General features: G+C 71.2%; 14 protein-coding genes. All 14 read left to right on the top strand.

Going from position 1 to position 17,286, the window contains the following annotated elements:
• The first annotated feature begins 219 nt into the window (after positions 1–219).
• The 14 genes from BCD49_RS17195 to BCD49_RS17130 all read left to right on the top strand — a co-directional run bounded on the left by BCD49_RS17195 (position 220) and on the right by BCD49_RS17130 (position 17,085).
• Positions 220–1,554: a L,D-transpeptidase gene (locus BCD49_RS17195; RefSeq protein WP_007517533.1), complete on the top strand. Its 1,335-nt coding sequence runs from the start codon at positions 220–222 to the stop codon at positions 1,552–1,554.
• A 186-nt stretch (positions 1,555–1,740) separates the two neighbouring features.
• Positions 1,741–2,943 (top strand): phosphatase PAP2 family protein, encoded by a 1,203-nt coding sequence (locus BCD49_RS17190; RefSeq protein WP_106410589.1) that lies wholly within the window; start codon positions 1,741–1,743, stop codon positions 2,941–2,943.
• Positions 2,944–3,199: 256 nt separating this feature from the next.
• The gene (locus tag BCD49_RS17185; protein WP_007516163.1) at positions 3,200–3,961 is read left to right on the top strand and encodes an OmpA family protein; all 762 of its coding nucleotides are present in this window, start codon (positions 3,200–3,202) and stop codon (positions 3,959–3,961) included.
• A gap of 132 nt (positions 3,962–4,093) precedes the next feature.
• Positions 4,094–4,504 (top strand): encapsulin-associated ferritin-like protein, encoded by a 411-nt coding sequence (locus tag BCD49_RS17180; protein ID WP_027141257.1) that lies wholly within the window; start codon positions 4,094–4,096, stop codon positions 4,502–4,504.
• A complete protein-coding gene (locus BCD49_RS17175; RefSeq protein ID WP_007516161.1) occupies positions 4,501–5,307 on the top strand; it encodes a family 1 encapsulin nanocompartment shell protein in 807 nt (268 codons plus the stop codon). Before BCD49_RS17180 ends, BCD49_RS17175 begins: the two co-directional genes overlap by 4 nt.
• Before the next feature lie 342 nt (positions 5,308–5,649).
• Positions 5,650–5,847, top strand: a complete 198-nt coding sequence (locus BCD49_RS17170) for a (2Fe-2S)-binding protein (protein WP_027141256.1) — start codon at positions 5,650–5,652, stop codon at positions 5,845–5,847.
• A gap of 91 nt (positions 5,848–5,938) precedes the next feature.
• Positions 5,939–6,424: a bacterioferritin gene (gene bfr, locus BCD49_RS17165; RefSeq protein ID WP_007516160.1), complete on the top strand. Its 486-nt coding sequence runs from the start codon at positions 5,939–5,941 to the stop codon at positions 6,422–6,424.
• A 214-nt stretch (positions 6,425–6,638) separates the two neighbouring features.
• Positions 6,639–11,006, top strand: a complete 4,368-nt coding sequence (locus BCD49_RS17160; RefSeq protein WP_232794361.1) for an EAL domain-containing protein — start codon at positions 6,639–6,641, stop codon at positions 11,004–11,006.
• A 437-nt stretch (positions 11,007–11,443) separates the two neighbouring features.
• Positions 11,444–12,676 carry an urea ABC transporter substrate-binding protein gene (gene urtA, locus BCD49_RS17155; protein ID WP_007516157.1) on the top strand — a complete coding sequence of 411 codons (1,233 nt, stop codon included), beginning with the start codon at positions 11,444–11,446 and terminating at the stop codon, positions 12,674–12,676.
• A gap of 32 nt (positions 12,677–12,708) precedes the next feature.
• Positions 12,709–13,587 carry an urea ABC transporter permease subunit UrtB gene (gene urtB / locus BCD49_RS17150; RefSeq protein ID WP_071041673.1) on the top strand — a complete coding sequence of 293 codons (879 nt, stop codon included), beginning with the start codon at positions 12,709–12,711 and terminating at the stop codon, positions 13,585–13,587.
• Positions 13,584–14,831: an urea ABC transporter permease subunit UrtC gene (gene urtC, locus BCD49_RS17145; RefSeq protein ID WP_071041672.1), complete on the top strand. Its 1,248-nt coding sequence runs from the start codon at positions 13,584–13,586 to the stop codon at positions 14,829–14,831. The genes urtB and urtC overlap by 4 nt, the downstream gene beginning before the upstream one ends.
• A complete protein-coding gene (gene urtD, locus BCD49_RS17140) occupies positions 14,831–15,676 on the top strand; it encodes an urea ABC transporter ATP-binding protein UrtD (RefSeq protein ID WP_007516154.1) in 846 nt (281 codons plus the stop codon). The genes urtC and urtD overlap by 1 nt, the downstream gene beginning before the upstream one ends.
• On the top strand, positions 15,673–16,380 hold the full coding sequence (gene urtE, locus BCD49_RS17135; RefSeq protein ID WP_007516153.1) for an urea ABC transporter ATP-binding subunit UrtE: 708 nt from the start codon (positions 15,673–15,675) through the stop codon (positions 16,378–16,380). The genes urtD and urtE overlap by 4 nt, the downstream gene beginning before the upstream one ends.
• Before the next feature lie 123 nt (positions 16,381–16,503).
• Positions 16,504–17,085, top strand: coding sequence for a histidine phosphatase family protein (locus BCD49_RS17130; protein WP_007516152.1), 582 nt, complete (start codon positions 16,504–16,506; stop codon positions 17,083–17,085).
• The last annotated feature ends 201 nt before the right edge of the window (positions 17,086–17,286 follow it).

Below are 17,286 nucleotides of genomic sequence, written 5' to 3'. Positions count from 1 at the left end.
GACACAGATGGCCACGTGGCGTGGGAGGGCTTCGTGAGCATTGCCCGGAGAGGGCGACTCTCTGTATTTGCTTCATCGACGAATAGTGATGGTCGCCCGGGTGACAACCGTATTTCGCCTGCTCGGGGCGACGGATGCCACGCCACTGGGTACCGTCCGAGCCAGAGTTATCGCGTGGACGCGCCAATGGCCGTCCCGAAGATCGGAAGAAGGCAAGTAATGGTCTTCTCCGCGGGCGAACGCGGCGGTAGGGCGGCCCAGCTCGCCCCGCGTCGCGGCAGGCATATCCATCAACTGCTGTTCGGGCTGGTGGCAGCCCTGCTCGCGGTCGTGCTGACGGCCTGCTCCGGCGGGGGTGGGGGCGAGCCGCCCGCGGCGGCGACCTCGAAGGCACCGCCGAGCGCGAGTATCAAGATCACCCCGACCGACGGCGCGTCCGGCGTCGCGGTCACCGACAAGGTGGTCGTGACCGCGAACGCGCCCTTGGCCGAGGTCACGATCGCGCGCGCCGCGAGCGTCTCGCAGAAGACCGACGCCGGCACCCTGGCCGGCGAGTACTCGGCCGACCGGCGGACCTGGACCTCCACCGCGGGCCTGTTCGCCGACAGCCAGTACCAGGTGAAGGCCTCGACCACCACGACCAGCGGCGTCACCGGTACGGTGACCAGCCAGACGGCCTTCACCACCGGCGTCCCGGCCAAGCCGTTCAAGGTGTCCTGGGAGCCGGTCGACGGCCAGACCGTCGGCGTGGGGACGCCGATCGTGCTGACGTTCAGCGGACCGACCGCCGATCGGGCCGCGGTGCAGCGCCACCTGTCCGTCGTCACCAGTCCTCCGCTGGAGGGCTCGTGGAGCTGGGCCTCCGACCGGGTGGTGCGCTGGCGGCCGAAGGACTACTACCCCTCCGGGACCAAGGTGCACGTCGAGGCGAACCTCGCCGGGCTCGAGGCCGGCAACGGGCTGGTGGGCGTGAAGGACCGGGTGATGGAGTTCACCATCGGCGCCCAGCAGATCAGCCACGTCGACATCGCCGCGCACACCATGAAGGTCTACAAGGACGGCCAGCTGGTACGCACGATGGCGATCAGCGGTGGCAAGGGTGGCAAGCGGACGCTGTTGACGATGGACGGCCCGCACAACGTCATCGGCAAGGCCCAGAAGGTGACCATGGACTCGGCGACGGTCGGGATCCCCTTGGGCGACCCCGACTACTACTACGAGGAGGTCGAGTGGAACGTCCAGATCACCAGCGGCGGGCAGTACGTCCACTCGGCGCCCTGGTCGGTCGGTGACCAGGGCCGGGTCAACGTCTCGCACGGCTGTGTGAACGCCGCTCCGGCGGACGCGCAGTGGTTCTACGACTTCAGCCAGATCGGCGACATCGTCGATGTTGTCAACAGCGGGCGGGCGCCGGAGACCGACCAGCTGGGCAACGACTGGTCGATCCCGTGGGCGACCTGGGTGGCCGGCAGCGCGCTGCCGGCCAGCGCGACCGGTGACGCGGGCGCGGTCGCCGCGCCCGCGAGCGCCGGCTCCGGCCATCCCGGAGCCTGACCTGGAGTTCGGTGTCGGCCACGTTCAGGCACGGTCACGGGGGCCTGGCCCGCCGTCCCACCCGGGTGGGACGGCGGGCCAGGCCCTCTGCCATGTCCCGCGTGCCTTGTGTGAAGTTCGGCCCGTCCGGGCTTTCGAGGCGGGCCCGGTGGCACATGTGTCGGAGGCGTCGGGTTGAGTAGAGGGATGTCAATGGGCCAGGGCGGGACGGGTGTCCCGGCGAAGCGGGCGGAGGAGGCGCGGCCCGGCGCCGTGGGTGCGGAACGCGACCGGGCGCCCACCGGGCCGGCCTCCGAGCTGCCCACGGCGGTGGCCGCGCGGGGCGAGGCGCCCGGCGGGGCCGCGGAAGCCCACGCCCAGACCCCCGCCCGGACCGGCGCCGACCGGTGGCGGCGGCGGCTGCGCGACCCCGAGACGGGCCGGCCGGTGTGGTGGATCGAGATCCTGATCCTGCTCGCGCTGTACTACTGCTACACCGGGACCCGCGGTTTCGCCGACGGCTCCGTCGACCAGGCGACGAGGACCGGTGAGCGGCTGCTGCGCTGGCAGGCCGACCTCGGGCTGGACATCGAGCTGGGGCTGAACCACTGGCTGCAGACCGTGCCCGCGCTCGCGATCACCTGCTGCTACTACTACGCGACGCTGCACTTCATCGTCACGCCGGTCGTCATCCTCTGGATGCACCGGCGTCACCCGCGTAAGTACTCGCGCGCCCGCTGGACCCTGGCCTTCACCACGATCCTCTGCCTGGTCGGGTTCTTCCTGTTCCCGACGGCGCCGCCCCGGCTGCTGCCGAACGCCGGCTACATCGACACCATGTCCTACTACAGCAACTGGGGCTGGTGGAGCGCCAGCGCGAGCGCCGCCCCGCACGGCCTCGACAAGGTCGCCAACCTGTACGCRGCGATGCCGTCGCTGCACTGTGCCTGGGCGCTGTGGTGCGGGGTCCTGATCGCGCGCAACGCCCGCTGGAAGTGGCTGCGGGTGCTCGGCGCGCTCTACCCGGCGGCCACCGCCTTCGTCGTCATGGCCACCGCGAACCACTACATCCTCGACGCGTTCGCCGGCTGGGCCGTGCTGGGCGTCTCCGCGTTGGCCGCGATGGCGCTCACTCGTCGCTCGTCGCGCCGGTTCGCCGCGCACCGCCCCTCGGCGCCGCCGCTCGAGGCCGTCCCCACTCCGACCGTCGTGGGGCAGCAGCCCGCCGTCGACGCCGAAGCCATCGCCGGAGCGGAGGTCACCGTCGACGCGGAGGCGGCCGCCGACCCGGCGCCCGACGTGTCGGCCGCCGCGGCCGCTCCCGGCCAGCGCCCACCCGGTGAGGCCGCCGAAGGCCTTCCCACTGGTCAGGCGCGCCCGGCCGGCGGGGGCCTCGCGACCCTCACCTGACCTACCACCTGACCGCCCGCCCTCAGGACGAGGACCTGCTCGACGGTCTCGGTGGCCCGCTCCCCGGGCCGGCCTCGTGCCCATGGGTGCCACCTGTCGCGGTGTGCCGGAGTGGCGCGTGCCTGGTCACGGGGTCGATGTGCGACAGTTGCGGCTGTCGTGGTTGATGTCCGGCATCCCGGTGATGCCGGAAAGGGTCGCGTCGACGCGTGCCCGGCAGCCGCGCTCGCCCGCGTCCTCAGCTCGGAGTCCGTTCATGTTCCTGCCCGCCGTGGCGCGCCCGCGCCGTCCTCGGCCGGTCGCGTTCGCCGTCTCGCTGCTGGTCGTCTGGCTGCTGCTCGCGTTGCTGGCGATCGCGGCGCGGCGCGGGCCGATCGAGAAGGACCTGGGGCGGCGGGCGAGCGAGGCGGTGCGCCGGGTTGGCGTGACGCAGGTCGCCGTGACCGTCGCCGGGACGTCGGTCACCCTGCACGGCGACTTCCCGAGCCTCGCCGCCGCTCAGACGGCGCTGCGGGCCGCTCGCGTCGACGGTGTCAGCTCGGCCCAGCTGGGCGCGGACGCGCGCGTCGCCACCCAGGGTTCTGACGGCTCCGGTGGGGCTCCGAGCGGGGACGAGGGCGATGACGGGGCTCGCGGCGCCGGTGGGGGTGACGAGGTGACCAGGGCAGCGCTGGCGGCCGCGGCCAGCGGCCATCCGGTCACGTTCGCGCGCGGCAGCGCCGCGTTGTCGCCGGCTGACCTGGCGGCGCTCGACGGGGTCGCCATCGTCCTGCGCGCGGGCGCGCTACCGGTGGTGGTCGCCGGACACGCCGACAGCACCGGCCCGGCGCCGTACAACGAGGCGCTGTCGGTCCGCCGCGCCGAGGCCGCCGTCGCCTACCTGGTCGGCAGGGGGGTGCCGGCCGCCCGGTTGCGCGCCGTCGGCCTCGGCGAGAGCCACCCGGCCGCCGACAACGCCACCCCGGCAGGGCGCGCCGCCAACCGCCGCGTCGAGATCACGCCCGATCCGAGCGCCTGACGGCCCTGACCGCGCCGGTCCCGCCCTGAGCCGGATGATTGTCGGACGATGGTTCTGTCGTAGTTCCCGCATTGGGCGAAAATCGTCGCCCGTGGTCATTGGACCGGCCTTGGGCATGGTAGGTACACGTCCATGGCGGACTCGAGCATGGGGCTGCACGAACAGCCCGACAAGCTCACACCAGATCTTGTCGACCGGCACCGGGCAATCGTGTCGTTGATGGAGGAACTAGAGGCGGTCGACTGGTACGACCAGCGGGTCTCGGCGGCGACCGATCCCGAGCTCGCCGAGATCCTCGCCCACAACAGGGACGAGGAGAAGGAACACGCGGCGATGACGCTCGAGTGGCTGCGCCGCCAGGACGCGGTACTCGACCAGCAGCTACGGACCTACCTCTTCGCGGACGGCCCGGTGCTGGAGGCCGAGGCGCGGGCCATGAACCGGGACGGCGTCGCCGAGGCGCCGGCCGAGCCGGGCGTGGCCTCGCCAGCGGGGGTCGACTACTCACTTGGCATCGGCGGCCTGAAGGGAAAGTCCGAATGAACCACCTGCTCCGCGGGCACGCGCCGCTGACCGACGAGGCATGGAAGGTCGTCGACGAGGAGGCCCGGACCAGGCTCACGGTCAACCTCGCCGGCCGCAAGCTGGTCGACTTCTCCGGCCCGCACGGCTGGGAGTACTCGGCGACATCGCTCGGGCGTGCCACCCCGGTCGGGACACCCCCGTCGGAGGGGGTGCGAGCCCGGCTGCGCCGGGTGCAGCCGCTGGTCGAGCTGAAGGTCCCGTTCACCCTGGACCGCCGTGAGCTCGAGGACATCGACCGGGGCGCCGACGACGTGGACCTGTCGGCCCTCGAGGACGCCGCCCGGGCGATGGCGACGACCGAGAACTCGTTCATCTTCCACGGCTACCAGGAGGCCGGGATCGTCGGCATCGTCGAGGCGAGCTCGCACACGGCGCTGTCGTTGCCGGACGACACCAACCTCTACCCGCGCACCGTCGCCAAGGCGGTCGCGATGCTGCGCCACGCCGGCATCGGCGGCTCCTACGGTCTCGCGATCGAGCCGGACGGCTTCACGGCCATCGTCGAGACCGCCGAGCACGGTGGCTACCTGCTGCTCGACCACCTGCGCCACATCCTGGACGGGCCGGTGGTGCGCGCTCCGGGCATCCGCGGCGCCGTGGTGCTCAGCCAGCGTGGCGGGGACTTCGTCGTCGAGTCCGGCATGGACCTCTCCGTCGGCTATGCCGGGCACAGCGGGGACGTCGTCGAGCTCTACCTGGAGCAGAGCCTGAGCTTCCGGGTGAACGAGCCGGACGCGGCCGTGGCGTTGAGCCCGGCCTAGGGCGGCCGGGTTCGCGGCGGGCGGGCGAGCGGGCGGGCGATCCTTCGGGGCGTCCGCCCGTCCGCGTTACCGGGCTGGTCGCCGTGCGTAGCGACGGCGTCGGAACGTCACCGGAGGGTCGGGAGGGCGTCGCGGGGCGGCGGGCGGGGCGGGATGTGACGATGTACGCAGCGCGAGACTGATGGTTAGGCTGCCTTGCGTTAGGTGAGCCTAACTGGCACTCTGTATTCGTTAGGGAAGCCTTAGCTTAGGGTTGATCCCAATGCGAGGAACCCGGACAACGAACCCGAAGTGCCTGGTCGGCGGTGGAACACGCCGGCCCGTCCCGCGTGGTGAGGTGCGGTGCTGGTCTGCTCGTGCTTTGCTGTGTCCGACCGGACGCTACGCAGCGTAATCATTGCGGGTGCCCGCGATGCCGACGAGATCGGCGAGCGCTGCGACGCCGGCACCGGATGCGGCGGCTGCCTCGAAGAGATCTCGGAACTCTTGCTGTGTCATCGCGGCGGTGAGCCGGTCGCTGGTACGGCGCGGGCCGCCTGACGCCCGCGCCGGTTGGCCGCTCGACAAGACGCCTACACGGCGTCGTCGAGACGGCCGCTTCCCGTGGTGCGGTGATGAGTGGAGGCCTTGCGTGGTCCGTGGCGACGACGAGGTGATCGAGATCCTGAACGCGGTGCTCACCAACGAGCTCACCGCGATCAACCAGTACTGGCTCCACTACCGGATCCAGGAACACTGGGGCTACCACGGGCTTGCGCACCACTACCGTGACGAGTCCATCGACGAGATGAAGCACGCCGACAAGATCATCCATCGCGTGCTCTACCTCGATGGCCATCCCAACCTGCAGCGGCTGCACACCCTGCGCACGGGCGAGACAGTGCCCGAGATGCTCGAGCTCGACTATGCCCGCGAGCTGGAGAACGTCGAGACGCTCCGCAAGGGTGTGACGCTGGCTCGCGGCAAGTCCGACTTCGGCACCGCCGTCCTCTTCGAGCACCTCATCCACGAGGAGGAGGAGCACATCGACTGGCTGGAGGCTCAGCTCGAGCTGATTCGCCAGGTGACCGCGGCCCAGTACCTCGCCGAGCAGATCCACAAGCACGGCTCCGACTGAGCTCATTTCGCCCAAGATCCCCCTGCCAGGGGAATCTTGGACGATGCGCATGGCGGCCTGAAGCGGCTACGTGGGGTGACCGTTTCGCGCCGCCAAGCGGACCTAACGGAATGTACTCGGACGACTRCCGCTAGACTGCCCAGCGGAGGGCCTGGCCAGCGCAGATGGTCGCGCGGCCGGCAGACGCTGYGCGGGAGGTGCGTTGGTCGCCGCGGTGACTGGGCTGGTGGCCGACGCGGTCTCGGCTGGGCTCCTGGTGGTGAACACCGAGGGCCGGGTCGTCTGGGTCAACGCCGCGCTGGCCGCCGTCGTCGGCGCCGGGTCCGGGGGCCGGGACGAGGGCGGTGACGCCGGCGCCGAGGACCCGAGCGCGGCCGACGGCGTCGGTGACGGCGCTGACGGCGCTGACGACCACGCGGACGAGCGGCTCACCGGGCAGCTGCCAGCGGACCCGCCGGATCCCCGTCGCCGATCCGACCTGGACGCCGGGCTCCGTCGCCCCATAGCCGATCCAGAATCCGGCGACCGGCTGCCCGAGCGCGCCAGGGCGCGTCACGCGGTCGCGGAGGCGCGGCTGCCCCTGTCGGGCCTGGTACCCGGCGCGGCTCCGGTCGACGTCCGCTGGACCGCGCCCGACGGGTCCGCCCGCTGGTTGCGGCTGCGCTGCCAGCCGCTCACGTCGCCCGGCGGCAGCTGGGCGGACGGCCTCACGCTCTACGAGCTCTTCGACGTCACCGCCGGCTATCGGCCGGACACCGCCGTGGGCGGCGACGAAACCTGGCGGGGCACCTCCGAGTGGGACGACGCGGCCTGGGGCCCGAGCGTGGACGCGGCGACCGTCGCCATGGCCCGCCCCGCCGGCAACCTGCCCACGCCCGCGGGCAAGGGTGTCGGCCGGCCCGTCCTCGCGGACGCGGGCTCCTCACCCGTCCCGCCGGCGGTCGCGACGCCTGACCGGCTCGACCGCATCGAGGTGCTCACCCGCACCGGAACCTGGGAGTGGGACCTGGCGACGGGCGAGGTCGCCATGTCCCGCAACCTGCTCGCGCTGCTTGGTTTCGACTCGACCGAGAAGGTCGAGTTCCGCCAGATCCTGACCATGCTGCCACCCGTCGACGAGCGCATGATCCGCGACCATGTCGGCGACGCGATCGAGTCCGTCGGCACGTTCACCTTCGTCCACCGGATCCTCGACCGCGCCGGCCAGGGCGAGCGGGTCTTCGAGTGCCACGGTGAGGCCGTCGCCGACGAGTCCGGGCGGGCGGCGCGCGTCCTCGGCACGGCGCACGACATCACCGACCTGCACCGCGTCCAGCAGGAGCTGGCGAACCTCGCTGAGCGGGACGCACTGACCGGTCTGTTCAACCGGCGGGGCATCACCAGGGAGCTGCGGGAGCACCTCGCCGCGTTCCCCGCCGGCCGCGCCGGATCGCTGCTGATCATCGACGTCGACCATTTCAAGGACATCAACGACCTGCGCGGCCACGCCGTCGGCGACACCGTCATGCGCGGTCTCACCCAGATCCTGCGCGATGAGCTGCCGGCCGCCCTGCTCGGCCGGCTCGGCGGCGACGAGTTCGCCGTCCTGCTGCCGGATGGCGACGGCGAGACCGGCCTCACCGTCGCCGACCAGCTCTGCCAGGCCGTCGCGCGCTCGCCGATCCCGGTCGACGACCTCGCGCTGCGGGTGACCGTCAGCATCGGCGTCGTTCCGCTGGCCACGGTCGAGGACGACACCGCCGCGCTCGCCCAGGCCGACCTCGCCCTCTACGACTCCAAGGGCGCCGGGCGCGACCGCGCCCGGCTCTTCAGCGACGAGCAGTACGAGCAGGCGGCCCGGCGGGTGTCCGTCACCCAGCGGGTGCGTGCCGCCCTGGAGGCCGGCACGCTCGCCGTGGACGCGCTGCCGCTGGTCGACCTCGCCGCCCGCCGGGTCATCGGCTACGAGCTGCTGGTGCGGCTGCGCGACGGGCTCCTCCCGGAGCTGTCGCCGCGGGAGTTCCTCGAGCCGGTCGAGCGGACCGAGCTGGTGCTCCGGCTGGACCGGTGGGTGGTCAGCCAGGCCATCGCCGCGCTCGTCGCCGACGGGCCGCGCGGGCCGCTCTACCTGCACGTCAACATCTCGGCCAGGTCCGTCGAGGACCCGGGCTTCGGTGACTTCGTCCTCGACGCGCTACGGGCCGCCGAGGTGAACCCCGCCAGGCTCGGGCTGGAGATCGCGGAGCGGTCCACGCTGGTGAGCATCGAGCCGGCCCGCCGACTGGCGGAGAAGCTCACCGCGGCCGGTTGCCGATTCATCCTCGACGACTTCGGCGTCGGCATGGGCTCCGTCGTCCACCTGCGCACGCTGCCGTTCAGCGGCATCAAGATCGACGGTGAGTTCGTCCAGCAGGCGGACGTCAACGCGCAGGACATCGCCCTCGTCGACGCCGTCGTGCGGATCGCCCGCACGCTCGGGATGTACACGATCGCGGAGGGCGTCGACCGGGAGTCGCTGGCCAGTGCCCTGGGCGACATCGGCGTCGACTACGCGCAGGGCTTCCACGTCGGGCCGCCGCGCCCGCTCGCCGAGCTGCTCGCCGAGCGTCCCGCGGCCGGCGACCCCGCGGGGCCCGGCCGTGCCGACGCGGACCGTGCCGAGGCCGAGCGGGCCGAGCTCGCGCGCGCGGATCTCGAGCGAGCCGAGTTCGAGCGAGCCGAGCTGGAGCGACTGGAGTTCGAGCGGGCCGAGCTGGAGCGACTGGAGCTGGAGCGAGCCGAGCTGGAGCGACTGGAGTTCGAGCGGGCCGAGCACGCGCGGACCGAGTTCGAGCGCGCGGAGCGTGAGCGGGTCGAGCGTGAGCGGGCCGAGTTCGAGCGGGCCGAGTTCGAGCGGGCCGAGCGTGAGCGGGTCGAGCGTGAAAGGGCTGAGTTCGAGCGGGCCGAGCTGGAGCGCGTGGAGCGGGAACGCACGGAGCTGGAGCGGGTGGAACGCGAGCGCGCCGAGCTGGAGCGCGCGCGGCGTGAGCGCGCAGAGCGTGAGCGGGTCGAGTTCGAGCGGGCGCAGCGGCTGGAACGGGAGCGCGCCGAGCGGGACCGGGCCGAGCGGATCCGCCGTGACCGGCTGGAGGCGGAGCGCCGGCGCGCGGAGAACCGCGGCTCGGTGTCCTGGGAGCGGCCAGGCCTCGGCGACCTCCCGCCCGGTTCGATGCCACCCGCGACCGGGCCGACGTCGCTGACCGGGCCGACGTCGCTGACCTACCCGGCGTTCCCGGGGACGACGCCGCCGGACGACGCCGCCGGACGCGGCCCGGCCGACGCCCAGAGCGCCGGGGGAGCCCCCACCTGGTCCTACGGGCCGGCGACGCCGCCGCCGTACCCGCCGCCGTTCCCGCCCTTCCCCTCGGTAGCGCCGCCGTCCGGCGACGAGGTGCCCGACTACCCGCCGACGGGCGGGTTCGCGCTTGGCGGGCCTCCGAGCGGTCCGTTGTCGATCGGCGGCGCCGCCGGACCCGCCTTTCCCGACCCTGGGCGGGCGGGCGGCGGGTACTCCCGGGGCGGCTTCAACACCGATGGCCTGCCGCCCGACGGCTACCAGGGCGGCGGTTACGGCGGCTACGACGCATCCCGGCGCGACCCGCTAGGGCTCGACCGGGTCGGCTACCTCGGGCGTGACCCGCTGTTCGGCGCCCGGGTTCCCCCGCCGGACGACGGCGGCGACCGACCGGGCGACGACGGCGGCCGACCGGGCGGCGCCTCGGCGACTGGTCGCGAGGGCGGCCCGCGCGGTGGCTGGGACAGGGCGCGTGGCTGGGGCGCCTCCGGCGGTGCCGGACCGGCGCCGTGGGACATCGTGTCCGTGAGCGGAGTCGTCGCCGCGGGCCCCGGACCGGACGCGGGGAACGACACCGGCGGCGGGGGAACCGGTCTGGACATCGGCGGAGGTGTCGGCGGACCGTTCGGCGGCCCGCCTGGCGGCATCGGCCGGGACGCGCCCGGCCCCGGTGTCGGGGATGTGCCCGCGGCTGCGGGCGACGCCGGCCTCGGCGCGGTGTGCGACGGCGATGGCCCCGGCGTCATGGGCGACGGCGCCGACGGGACGGGGTGGCCCACCGCCGGCCAGTCGGGCCCGGCCGCGGGGGAAAGCCCCGACCGCGGCCTCTGGGAGGTCCGGAACACCGAGCTCGGCCGGGAGGCACGTCCAGGTCCGGGCGCCACCACCGGGGAGCCGCCGGGCGAGGACCAGGGCCGCCCGTCCGGCGGCCGGTCCGCGCGCCGCCGACCGGTCGGCGAGGACGGGGCCGTCGGGCGGCGGCGGGTGGGTGGCCGGCAGTGGGCCCGACGGCACACCGCCGACCCGCTCTCGGCGGCCGACGGCGCCAGCGGTGCCGACGGCCCGCCCCAGGAGGAGGGCCCGGCGTCGACGGCGCGGCGCGCGACCGACCCGGGTACCCAGTGGCCGCGAGCCGAGGAACCGGAGACCGACGCCGCCACCGGCCCGCCGCCGGCGGCCCGCGACTCGGCCGAGACCCAGATCGTGACGATCAACAACATCGGTCATCACACCGGCGGCACCGCTGGCGGCCTTTACCGCTGGCCGTAGCTCCCTCGCCAGCGCCGACTCCTGACCGACGGCGGTCGCCGCTGGGGGCCGCCGCTGGGGGGCCGCGCGAACCCAGGACCGGTTCACGGCCTGGTGACAGGTGTAACACGGGGGCGCGCCGGCGGTCGGTGAACGGTATGCGCGCACGTCGGTGAACGGATGTCCGGAACTCGCCCGATGGTGTGGTCGCATTTTGTGAAACGACCTGGAAACAACCGCCTCCCACCGTAACGATCTGGTGAAGGCGGCCCGCAGTGGTGGCGGCTGGATGATAATTGCCCTAACGTCGGAAATTTATTGGTCACGAATTTCTCGCCGGGCGCCGCCCGGAAAAATGACGGGTCGCGCGGATTAACTTCCGGGTAACTCGGGGGTCCCGCCCCGGTAACCGCTCTCCCTACACTGATCGATATCAGCGTCCTAGGGAGGGCAAGGAATTGTTCGGAAAGTCCTGGCGTAGGCTCGCACCGCTCGCGGTGCTGCCCGCTCTCCTGCTCGCGGCCTGTGGGGGGTCGGGGGATTCATCGTCTGACGGCGGTTCGTCGTCGGACACGATCAAGGTCGGCCTGCTGCATTCACTCAGCGGGACCATGGCCATCTCGGAAGTGACGGTCCGGGACTCCGAGCTGCTCGCTATCGAGCAGATCAACGCCAAGGGCGGCGTGCTCGGAAAGAAGCTCGTGCCGGTGGTCGAGGACGGTGCCTCGGACTGGCCGACCTTCGCCGAGAAGGCCCAGAAGCTCATCTCGCAGGACAAGGTGGCCACCGTCTTCGGCGGCTGGACGTCCGCGAGCCGCAAGGCGATGCTGCCGGTGTTCGAGCGCAACAAGGCGCTGTTGTGGTACCCGGTGCAGTACGAGGGCCTGGAGCAGAGCCCGTACATCTTCTACACGGGCGCCACCACCAACCAGCAGATCGTTCCCGCCCTGGACTACCTGAAGGAGCAGGACAAGAAGAAGATCTTCCTGGTCGGTAGCGACTACGTCTTCCCGCGTACCGCCAACAAGATCATCAAGGCCTACGCCGAGGCGAACGGGATGGACATCCTCGGCGAGGAGTACCTCCCGCTGGGCTCCACCGAGGTCTCGACGATCGTCAACAAGGTCCAGCAGGCCAAGCCTGACTTCGTGTTCAACACCCTCAACGGTGACTCGAACGTGGCGTTCTTCAAGCAGCTGAAGTCCGCCGGCATCGGTCCGGACCAGATCCCGACCATGTCCGTGTCCATCGCCGAGGAGGAGGTCAAGGCGATCGGCACCGAGTACCTGGCGGGCCAGTACGTCGCCTGGAACTACTACCAGACGACGGACACCCCGGCGAACACCGAGTTCGTCAAGGCCTTCAAGGCCAAGTACGGCTCCGACAAGGTGACCTCCGACCCGATGGAGGCCGGCTACAACGCGGTCAACCTGTGGGCGGCGGCGGTCACGAAGGCCGGCACCACCGACGTCGAGGCGGTCAAGAAGGCGGCCGGCGGAATCTCGCTCGACCTGCCCGAGGGCAAGGTCACGATCGACGGTCCGACCCAGCACGTCTACAAGACCGCCCGGATTGGTCTTATCGGCGCCGACGGCCAGATCAAGTCGATCTGGGACTCGGGGAGCCCGATCAAGCCCGATCCATACCTGAAGGGCGCGGAGTACCCATGGGCCAAGGGTCTGTCCTCGTAGGCGCGTGGGTTAGATAACAGAGGGCGGTTGATGTGAACGGGTTCCTGAACCAGTTGCCAATCGGGCTGAGTATCGGGGCGGTGCTGCTGCTGGCTGCACTGGGCCTGACATTCACGTTCGGTCAGATGGGCGTCATCAACATGGCGCACGGYGAGTTCATCATGGTGGGCGCCTACACGACGTACATGCTGCAGAGCTGGGCGGGGCACAATGCGGTAATCGCGGCCCTGCCGGTGGCGTTCGTCGTGGCGGGTCTGTTCGGGGTAATTCTCGAACGGACGCTGATCCGCAGGTTCTATGGGCGGCCACTGGACACGCTGTTGCTCACCTGGGGCGTCAGCCTCATCCTGCAGCAGCTGGTTCGGGACCTGATCGACRACCGCGGCGTCCAGGTCGTCGCCCCCGACTGGCTCATCGGGGGCGCCGACGTGGGCGGTATCCRGATTCCCTACAACCGGGTGTACATCTTCTGCCTCGCGGCGGTGTGCCTGGTGGGAATCGGGCTGTACATGAGCAAGACCCCGGCCGGCCGGCGGATGCGGGCCGTGATGCAGAACCGTGAGCTCGCGGCCTGTAGCGCGGTCCGCACCGACCGGGTCGACCAGATCACGTTCTTCATCGGCTCCGGGCTGGCCGGTGTCGCCGGGGTCGCACTGACCCTGGTCGGCACGGTCAGCCCCACCCTCGGCRCCAAGTACATCGTCGACGCGTTCCTCGTGGTCGTCGTCGGCGGTCTCGGCCAGCTGCGCGGCGCGCTGATCGCGGCGTTCGCGCTCGGCCTGCTCAACAGCTACGTCGAGTTCTGGTCGAACGCGAGCCTGGCGAAGGTGGTCGTGTTCGTCGCGATCGTCGCCTTCCTGCAGGCTCGCCCCCAGGGCATGTTCGTCCTTCGCAGCCGGGCGCTCACATGAGCGCCCCGCTGACGGCCACGGAGCCGACCGCGGCACCGGAGAACGAGACGGCCGCCGCGAAAGGCGGGTGGCGGGCCCGGCTGGTGACGCCCCAGCTGCCCTGGCGGCTCGTCTTCGTCGCGGTCATCGTGGTCGGCGTGATCGCGCCGTACGTGCTGGACCCGGCGTTCCGCCTGCCGCTGTTYACGAAGTACCTGTGTTACGCCATCGTCGGCATCGGCATCGGCCTCGCCTGGGGCCACGGCGGCATGCTCACCCTCGGTCAGGGCCTGTTCGTCGGCCTCGGCGGCTACTCGATGGGCATGTACCTCAAGCTGCACGACGCCGGTCCCGGCCACGTCCCCGACTTCATGGACTGGAGCGGCGTCGAGAAGCTGCCGGCGTTCTGGGAGCCTTTCCGAAGCCCGGTCGTCGCGATCGCCGCAGTGATCATCCTGCCGATCGTGGTGGCGACGCTGCTGGGTCTGCTGGTGTTCCGCCAGCGGGTGCGCGGCGCCTACTTCGCGATCCTCACGCAGGCGCTCGCCGCTGCCTTCGTGATCCTGCTGATCGGTCAGCAGGGCTACACGGGCGGCACGAACGGCCTGACGAACTTCAGCGGGTTCTTCGGCATCGACACCTACGCCGACCAGGGCCACCGGACGCTGTACTTCATCACCGCCGGCGTGCTGCTGGTCGTCTTCCTGCTGMTGCGCCTGGTGGTCGCGAGCCGGTTCGGCCGGCTGCTGCTGGCGATCCGGGACGGTGAGGACCGCGTCCGTTTCCTCGGCTACGACCCGACCGTCATCAAGACCATCGCGTTCGCGATCTCGGCGGTCACCGCCTCGGTCGGCGGCGCGCTGATCGTGCCGGTGGTCGGCATCGTCAACCCCGGCATGCTCGACATCGTCCCGTCGATCGAGCTGGTGATCGCCGTCGCCGTCGGCGGCCGCTACTCGCTCGCCGGCGCCATCATCGGCGCGGTCGTCGTGAACTGGGCACGGTCGACGTTCTCCGAGGACTACCCGTCGGCCTGGACCTACTTCCAGGGCGCACTGTTCATCGGCGTCATCGCCTTCCTGCCCAGGGGCCTCGCAGGGCTCCTGAAGCAGGTGCGCGAGGGCGCGCCGGTGCTGATGGGACGGCTGGGCATCAAGCCCCCGGCCCGGCCCGGCCCACCCGCCGGCCCACCGGCCGTCGCGCTGGCCGGCGACCACGCGGTGGTCGTGCCCGAGCAGGGCGCGACCAGGCAGGAGGCGGTGTGATGACGACGTCCGAGGAGACCACCACCATTCCGGCCCAGCGTGCCGACGGCGTCGGCGAGGCGCTGCTGGAGGTACGCGGGCTGCGGGTCGTGTTCGACGGGTTCGTCGCCATCAGCGGTATCGACTTCACCGTGAAGCGCGGCGAGCTGCGGTTCCTCATCGGTCCCAACGGCGCCGGCAAGACCACGCTCGTCGACGTCATCACCGGGCTGACGAAGCCCGCCGCCGGCTCGGTGCGCTTCGCCGGGACGGAGCTGGTCGGCCGGCGCGAATACCGGATCGTGAAGCTCGGGATCGGCCGGACGTTCCAGACGGCGACGGTGTTCGAGGACCTGACGGTCCTGGAGAACATAGACCTGGCGGCGAGCTTCCGCATCCCCGTCCCGAAGCTGTTCCTGCGGCGCAAGGGCATCAGCGACCCGGTGGCGCAGGTGCTGGAGACGACGCAGCTCGCCGAGCTGGCGGACCGGAAGGCGGGGATCCTCTCGCACGGCCAGCGGCAGTGGCTGGAGATCGGCATGCTGCTCGCCCAGGACCCCCAGCTGCTGCTCCTCGACGAGCCGGTCGCCGGTATGACGAAGGACGAGCGCGAACGCACCGGCGTGCTGCTTCAGCAGATCGCCGAGGAACGCACCGTCGTGGTCATCGAGCACGACATGGAGTTCCTTCGTCGGTTCGCCAGCGTCGTCACCGTCCTGCACGAGGGCAAGGTCCTGACGGAGGGCACGGTCGCCGAGGTGCAGGCGGACCCGCGGGTCCAGGAGGTCTACCTGGGCCGCAAGAAGGAAGACGACGAGTCTGGTGGGGCGGCCGCGGCCGCGCTTGGGCTGGAGGTCACCCCATGAGTGACGAGCTGATGCTGAAGGTCACCTCGCTGGACGTCGGCTACGGTCGGGCACAGGTCCTCTTCGGCGTGAACCTGGAGGTGCCCGCGGGGGCTCTGGTCTGCGTCATGGGCCGCAACGGCGTCGGCAAGACCACGCTGCTCAACGCCATCATGGGCATCCTGCCTCCCTCCGCCGGCACCATCGAGTTCCAGGGCCAGAACATCACCCGGATCGCGACCTACGACCGGGTGCGGCGGGGGATGGGCTACTGCCCACAGGGTCACGAGACCTTCCCGCAGCTGACCGTCTACGAGAACCTCCAGGTCACCTGGGAGGCGGCCAAGGGCAAGAAGGGCGCGATCGACGAGGCGCTGGACGTGTTCCCGCGCCTGCGGCCGTTCCTGAAGCGCCGCGCGGGCTTCCTCTCCGGCGGCCAGCAGCAGATGYTGGCCATGGCCAGGGCGCTGGTGACCGGGCCGACGATGCTGATCCTCGACGAGCCGACGGAGGGCATCCAGCCGTCCATCGTCGCCGAGATCGAGGAGGTCATCGAGCGGCTGCACACCGAGGTCGGCCTCGCGGTCCTCCTCGTCGAGCAGTACATCGACACCGCGATCAAGCTCGCCGACAGCTTCATCGTCCTCGACGCCGGCCTCGTCGCCCACGCCGGCACCGCCGCCGACCTGCACGACGCGGACCTGGTCCGTCTCCTGGCAGTCTGAGGCGCTCTCGTTGCCGGACGCTCCGCGCCCGCAACCGGGGCGATGATGGGCTGATCGTCGTGGCGGGTCGAGTAGCGCCCATTGCTCGCGAGGCATGATTGCTCGCGAGGCAGGATCTTCATCATGGTTGATCTGGTACTGGTCCGCCACGCCGTCTCGGTCCCACCAATCCGCGACGGTCCGGACGAGTACCAGCGTCCGCTCACCGAGACGGGCCGTGACCAGGCTGGCGCCCTTGTCATGGTCCTCGCGGGCTGCGGTGTTTCGCGAGTCGTATCCAGTCCGTACCTTCGTGCGGTCCAGACCATCGAACCGACCGCGAGGGCTCTGGGACTGCCCGTGCGTCGCCACGGGGAACTCCGAGAGTGGCGGTCAGGTCTGGCTCCGACTCGCGATTGGCAGGCTCACTACGAGTGGAGCTGGGCTCATCCCGATATAGCCATCGACGCGGGCGAGTCACTCACCGCGCTCACCGCTCGGGCGGTGAGCGCGGCTCGTAACCTGGTGGCGTCGGCTGCCCCCCGCACGACGATCCTGGCAGCCACGCACGGCATGTGGATCGCCCGTGTGTTTCTCGGCCTTGGGCTGTCGATCAACTGCGCCTTCTGGTTGTCGATGCCGATGCCCGCGATCTACACGCTCAACTTCGACGGCCCCGACCTACGGCGGATTCTCGGCCCGGGTCTCGAGAACGTCGGGCCGTGAGCAACAGCGCTTGATCCAGTCCTCTGACGTCGGGCGCKGCGACGACGTACCCGTGGCTGGTGGCAGAAAATGATCAATAGCCCTGCGCCAGCCGACCGAAACGCCGCGATCGACGCCACCCGAACAGCCAAGGGCGTCCTGCGCCCGCAGGCGTTCCGCGGAACCGTTGATCTTCGCGTTCCGCGGAACCGTTGATCTTCG

It is taken from the genome of Pseudofrankia sp. EUN1h (genome assembly GCF_001854645.1).
GTDB classification, from domain to species: Bacteria; Actinomycetota; Actinomycetes; order Frankiales; family Frankiaceae; genus Pseudofrankia; species Pseudofrankia saprophytica.
This window is presented reverse-complemented; position numbering and strand designations above follow the sequence as displayed.

Bases quoted from the DNA above. Each gene is read 5' to 3' on its own strand.
- BCD49_RS17195 (WP_007517533.1), top strand. From the start codon at position 220: ATGGTCTTCTCCGCGGGCGAACGCGGCGGTAGGGCGGCCCAGCTCGCC.
- BCD49_RS17185 (WP_007516163.1), top strand. From the start codon at position 3,200: ATGTTCCTGCCCGCCGTGGCGCGCCCGCGCCGTCCTCGGCCGGTCGCG.
- BCD49_RS17180 (WP_027141257.1), top strand. From the start codon at position 4,094: ATGGCGGACTCGAGCATGGGGCTGCACGAACAGCCCGACAAGCTCACA.
- BCD49_RS17175 (WP_007516161.1), top strand. From the start codon at position 4,501: ATGAACCACCTGCTCCGCGGGCACGCGCCGCTGACCGACGAGGCATGG.
- urtD (WP_007516154.1), top strand. From the start codon at position 14,831: ATGACGACGTCCGAGGAGACCACCACCATTCCGGCCCAGCGTGCCGAC.
- BCD49_RS17130 (WP_007516152.1), top strand. From the start codon at position 16,504: ATGGTTGATCTGGTACTGGTCCGCCACGCCGTCTCGGTCCCACCAATC.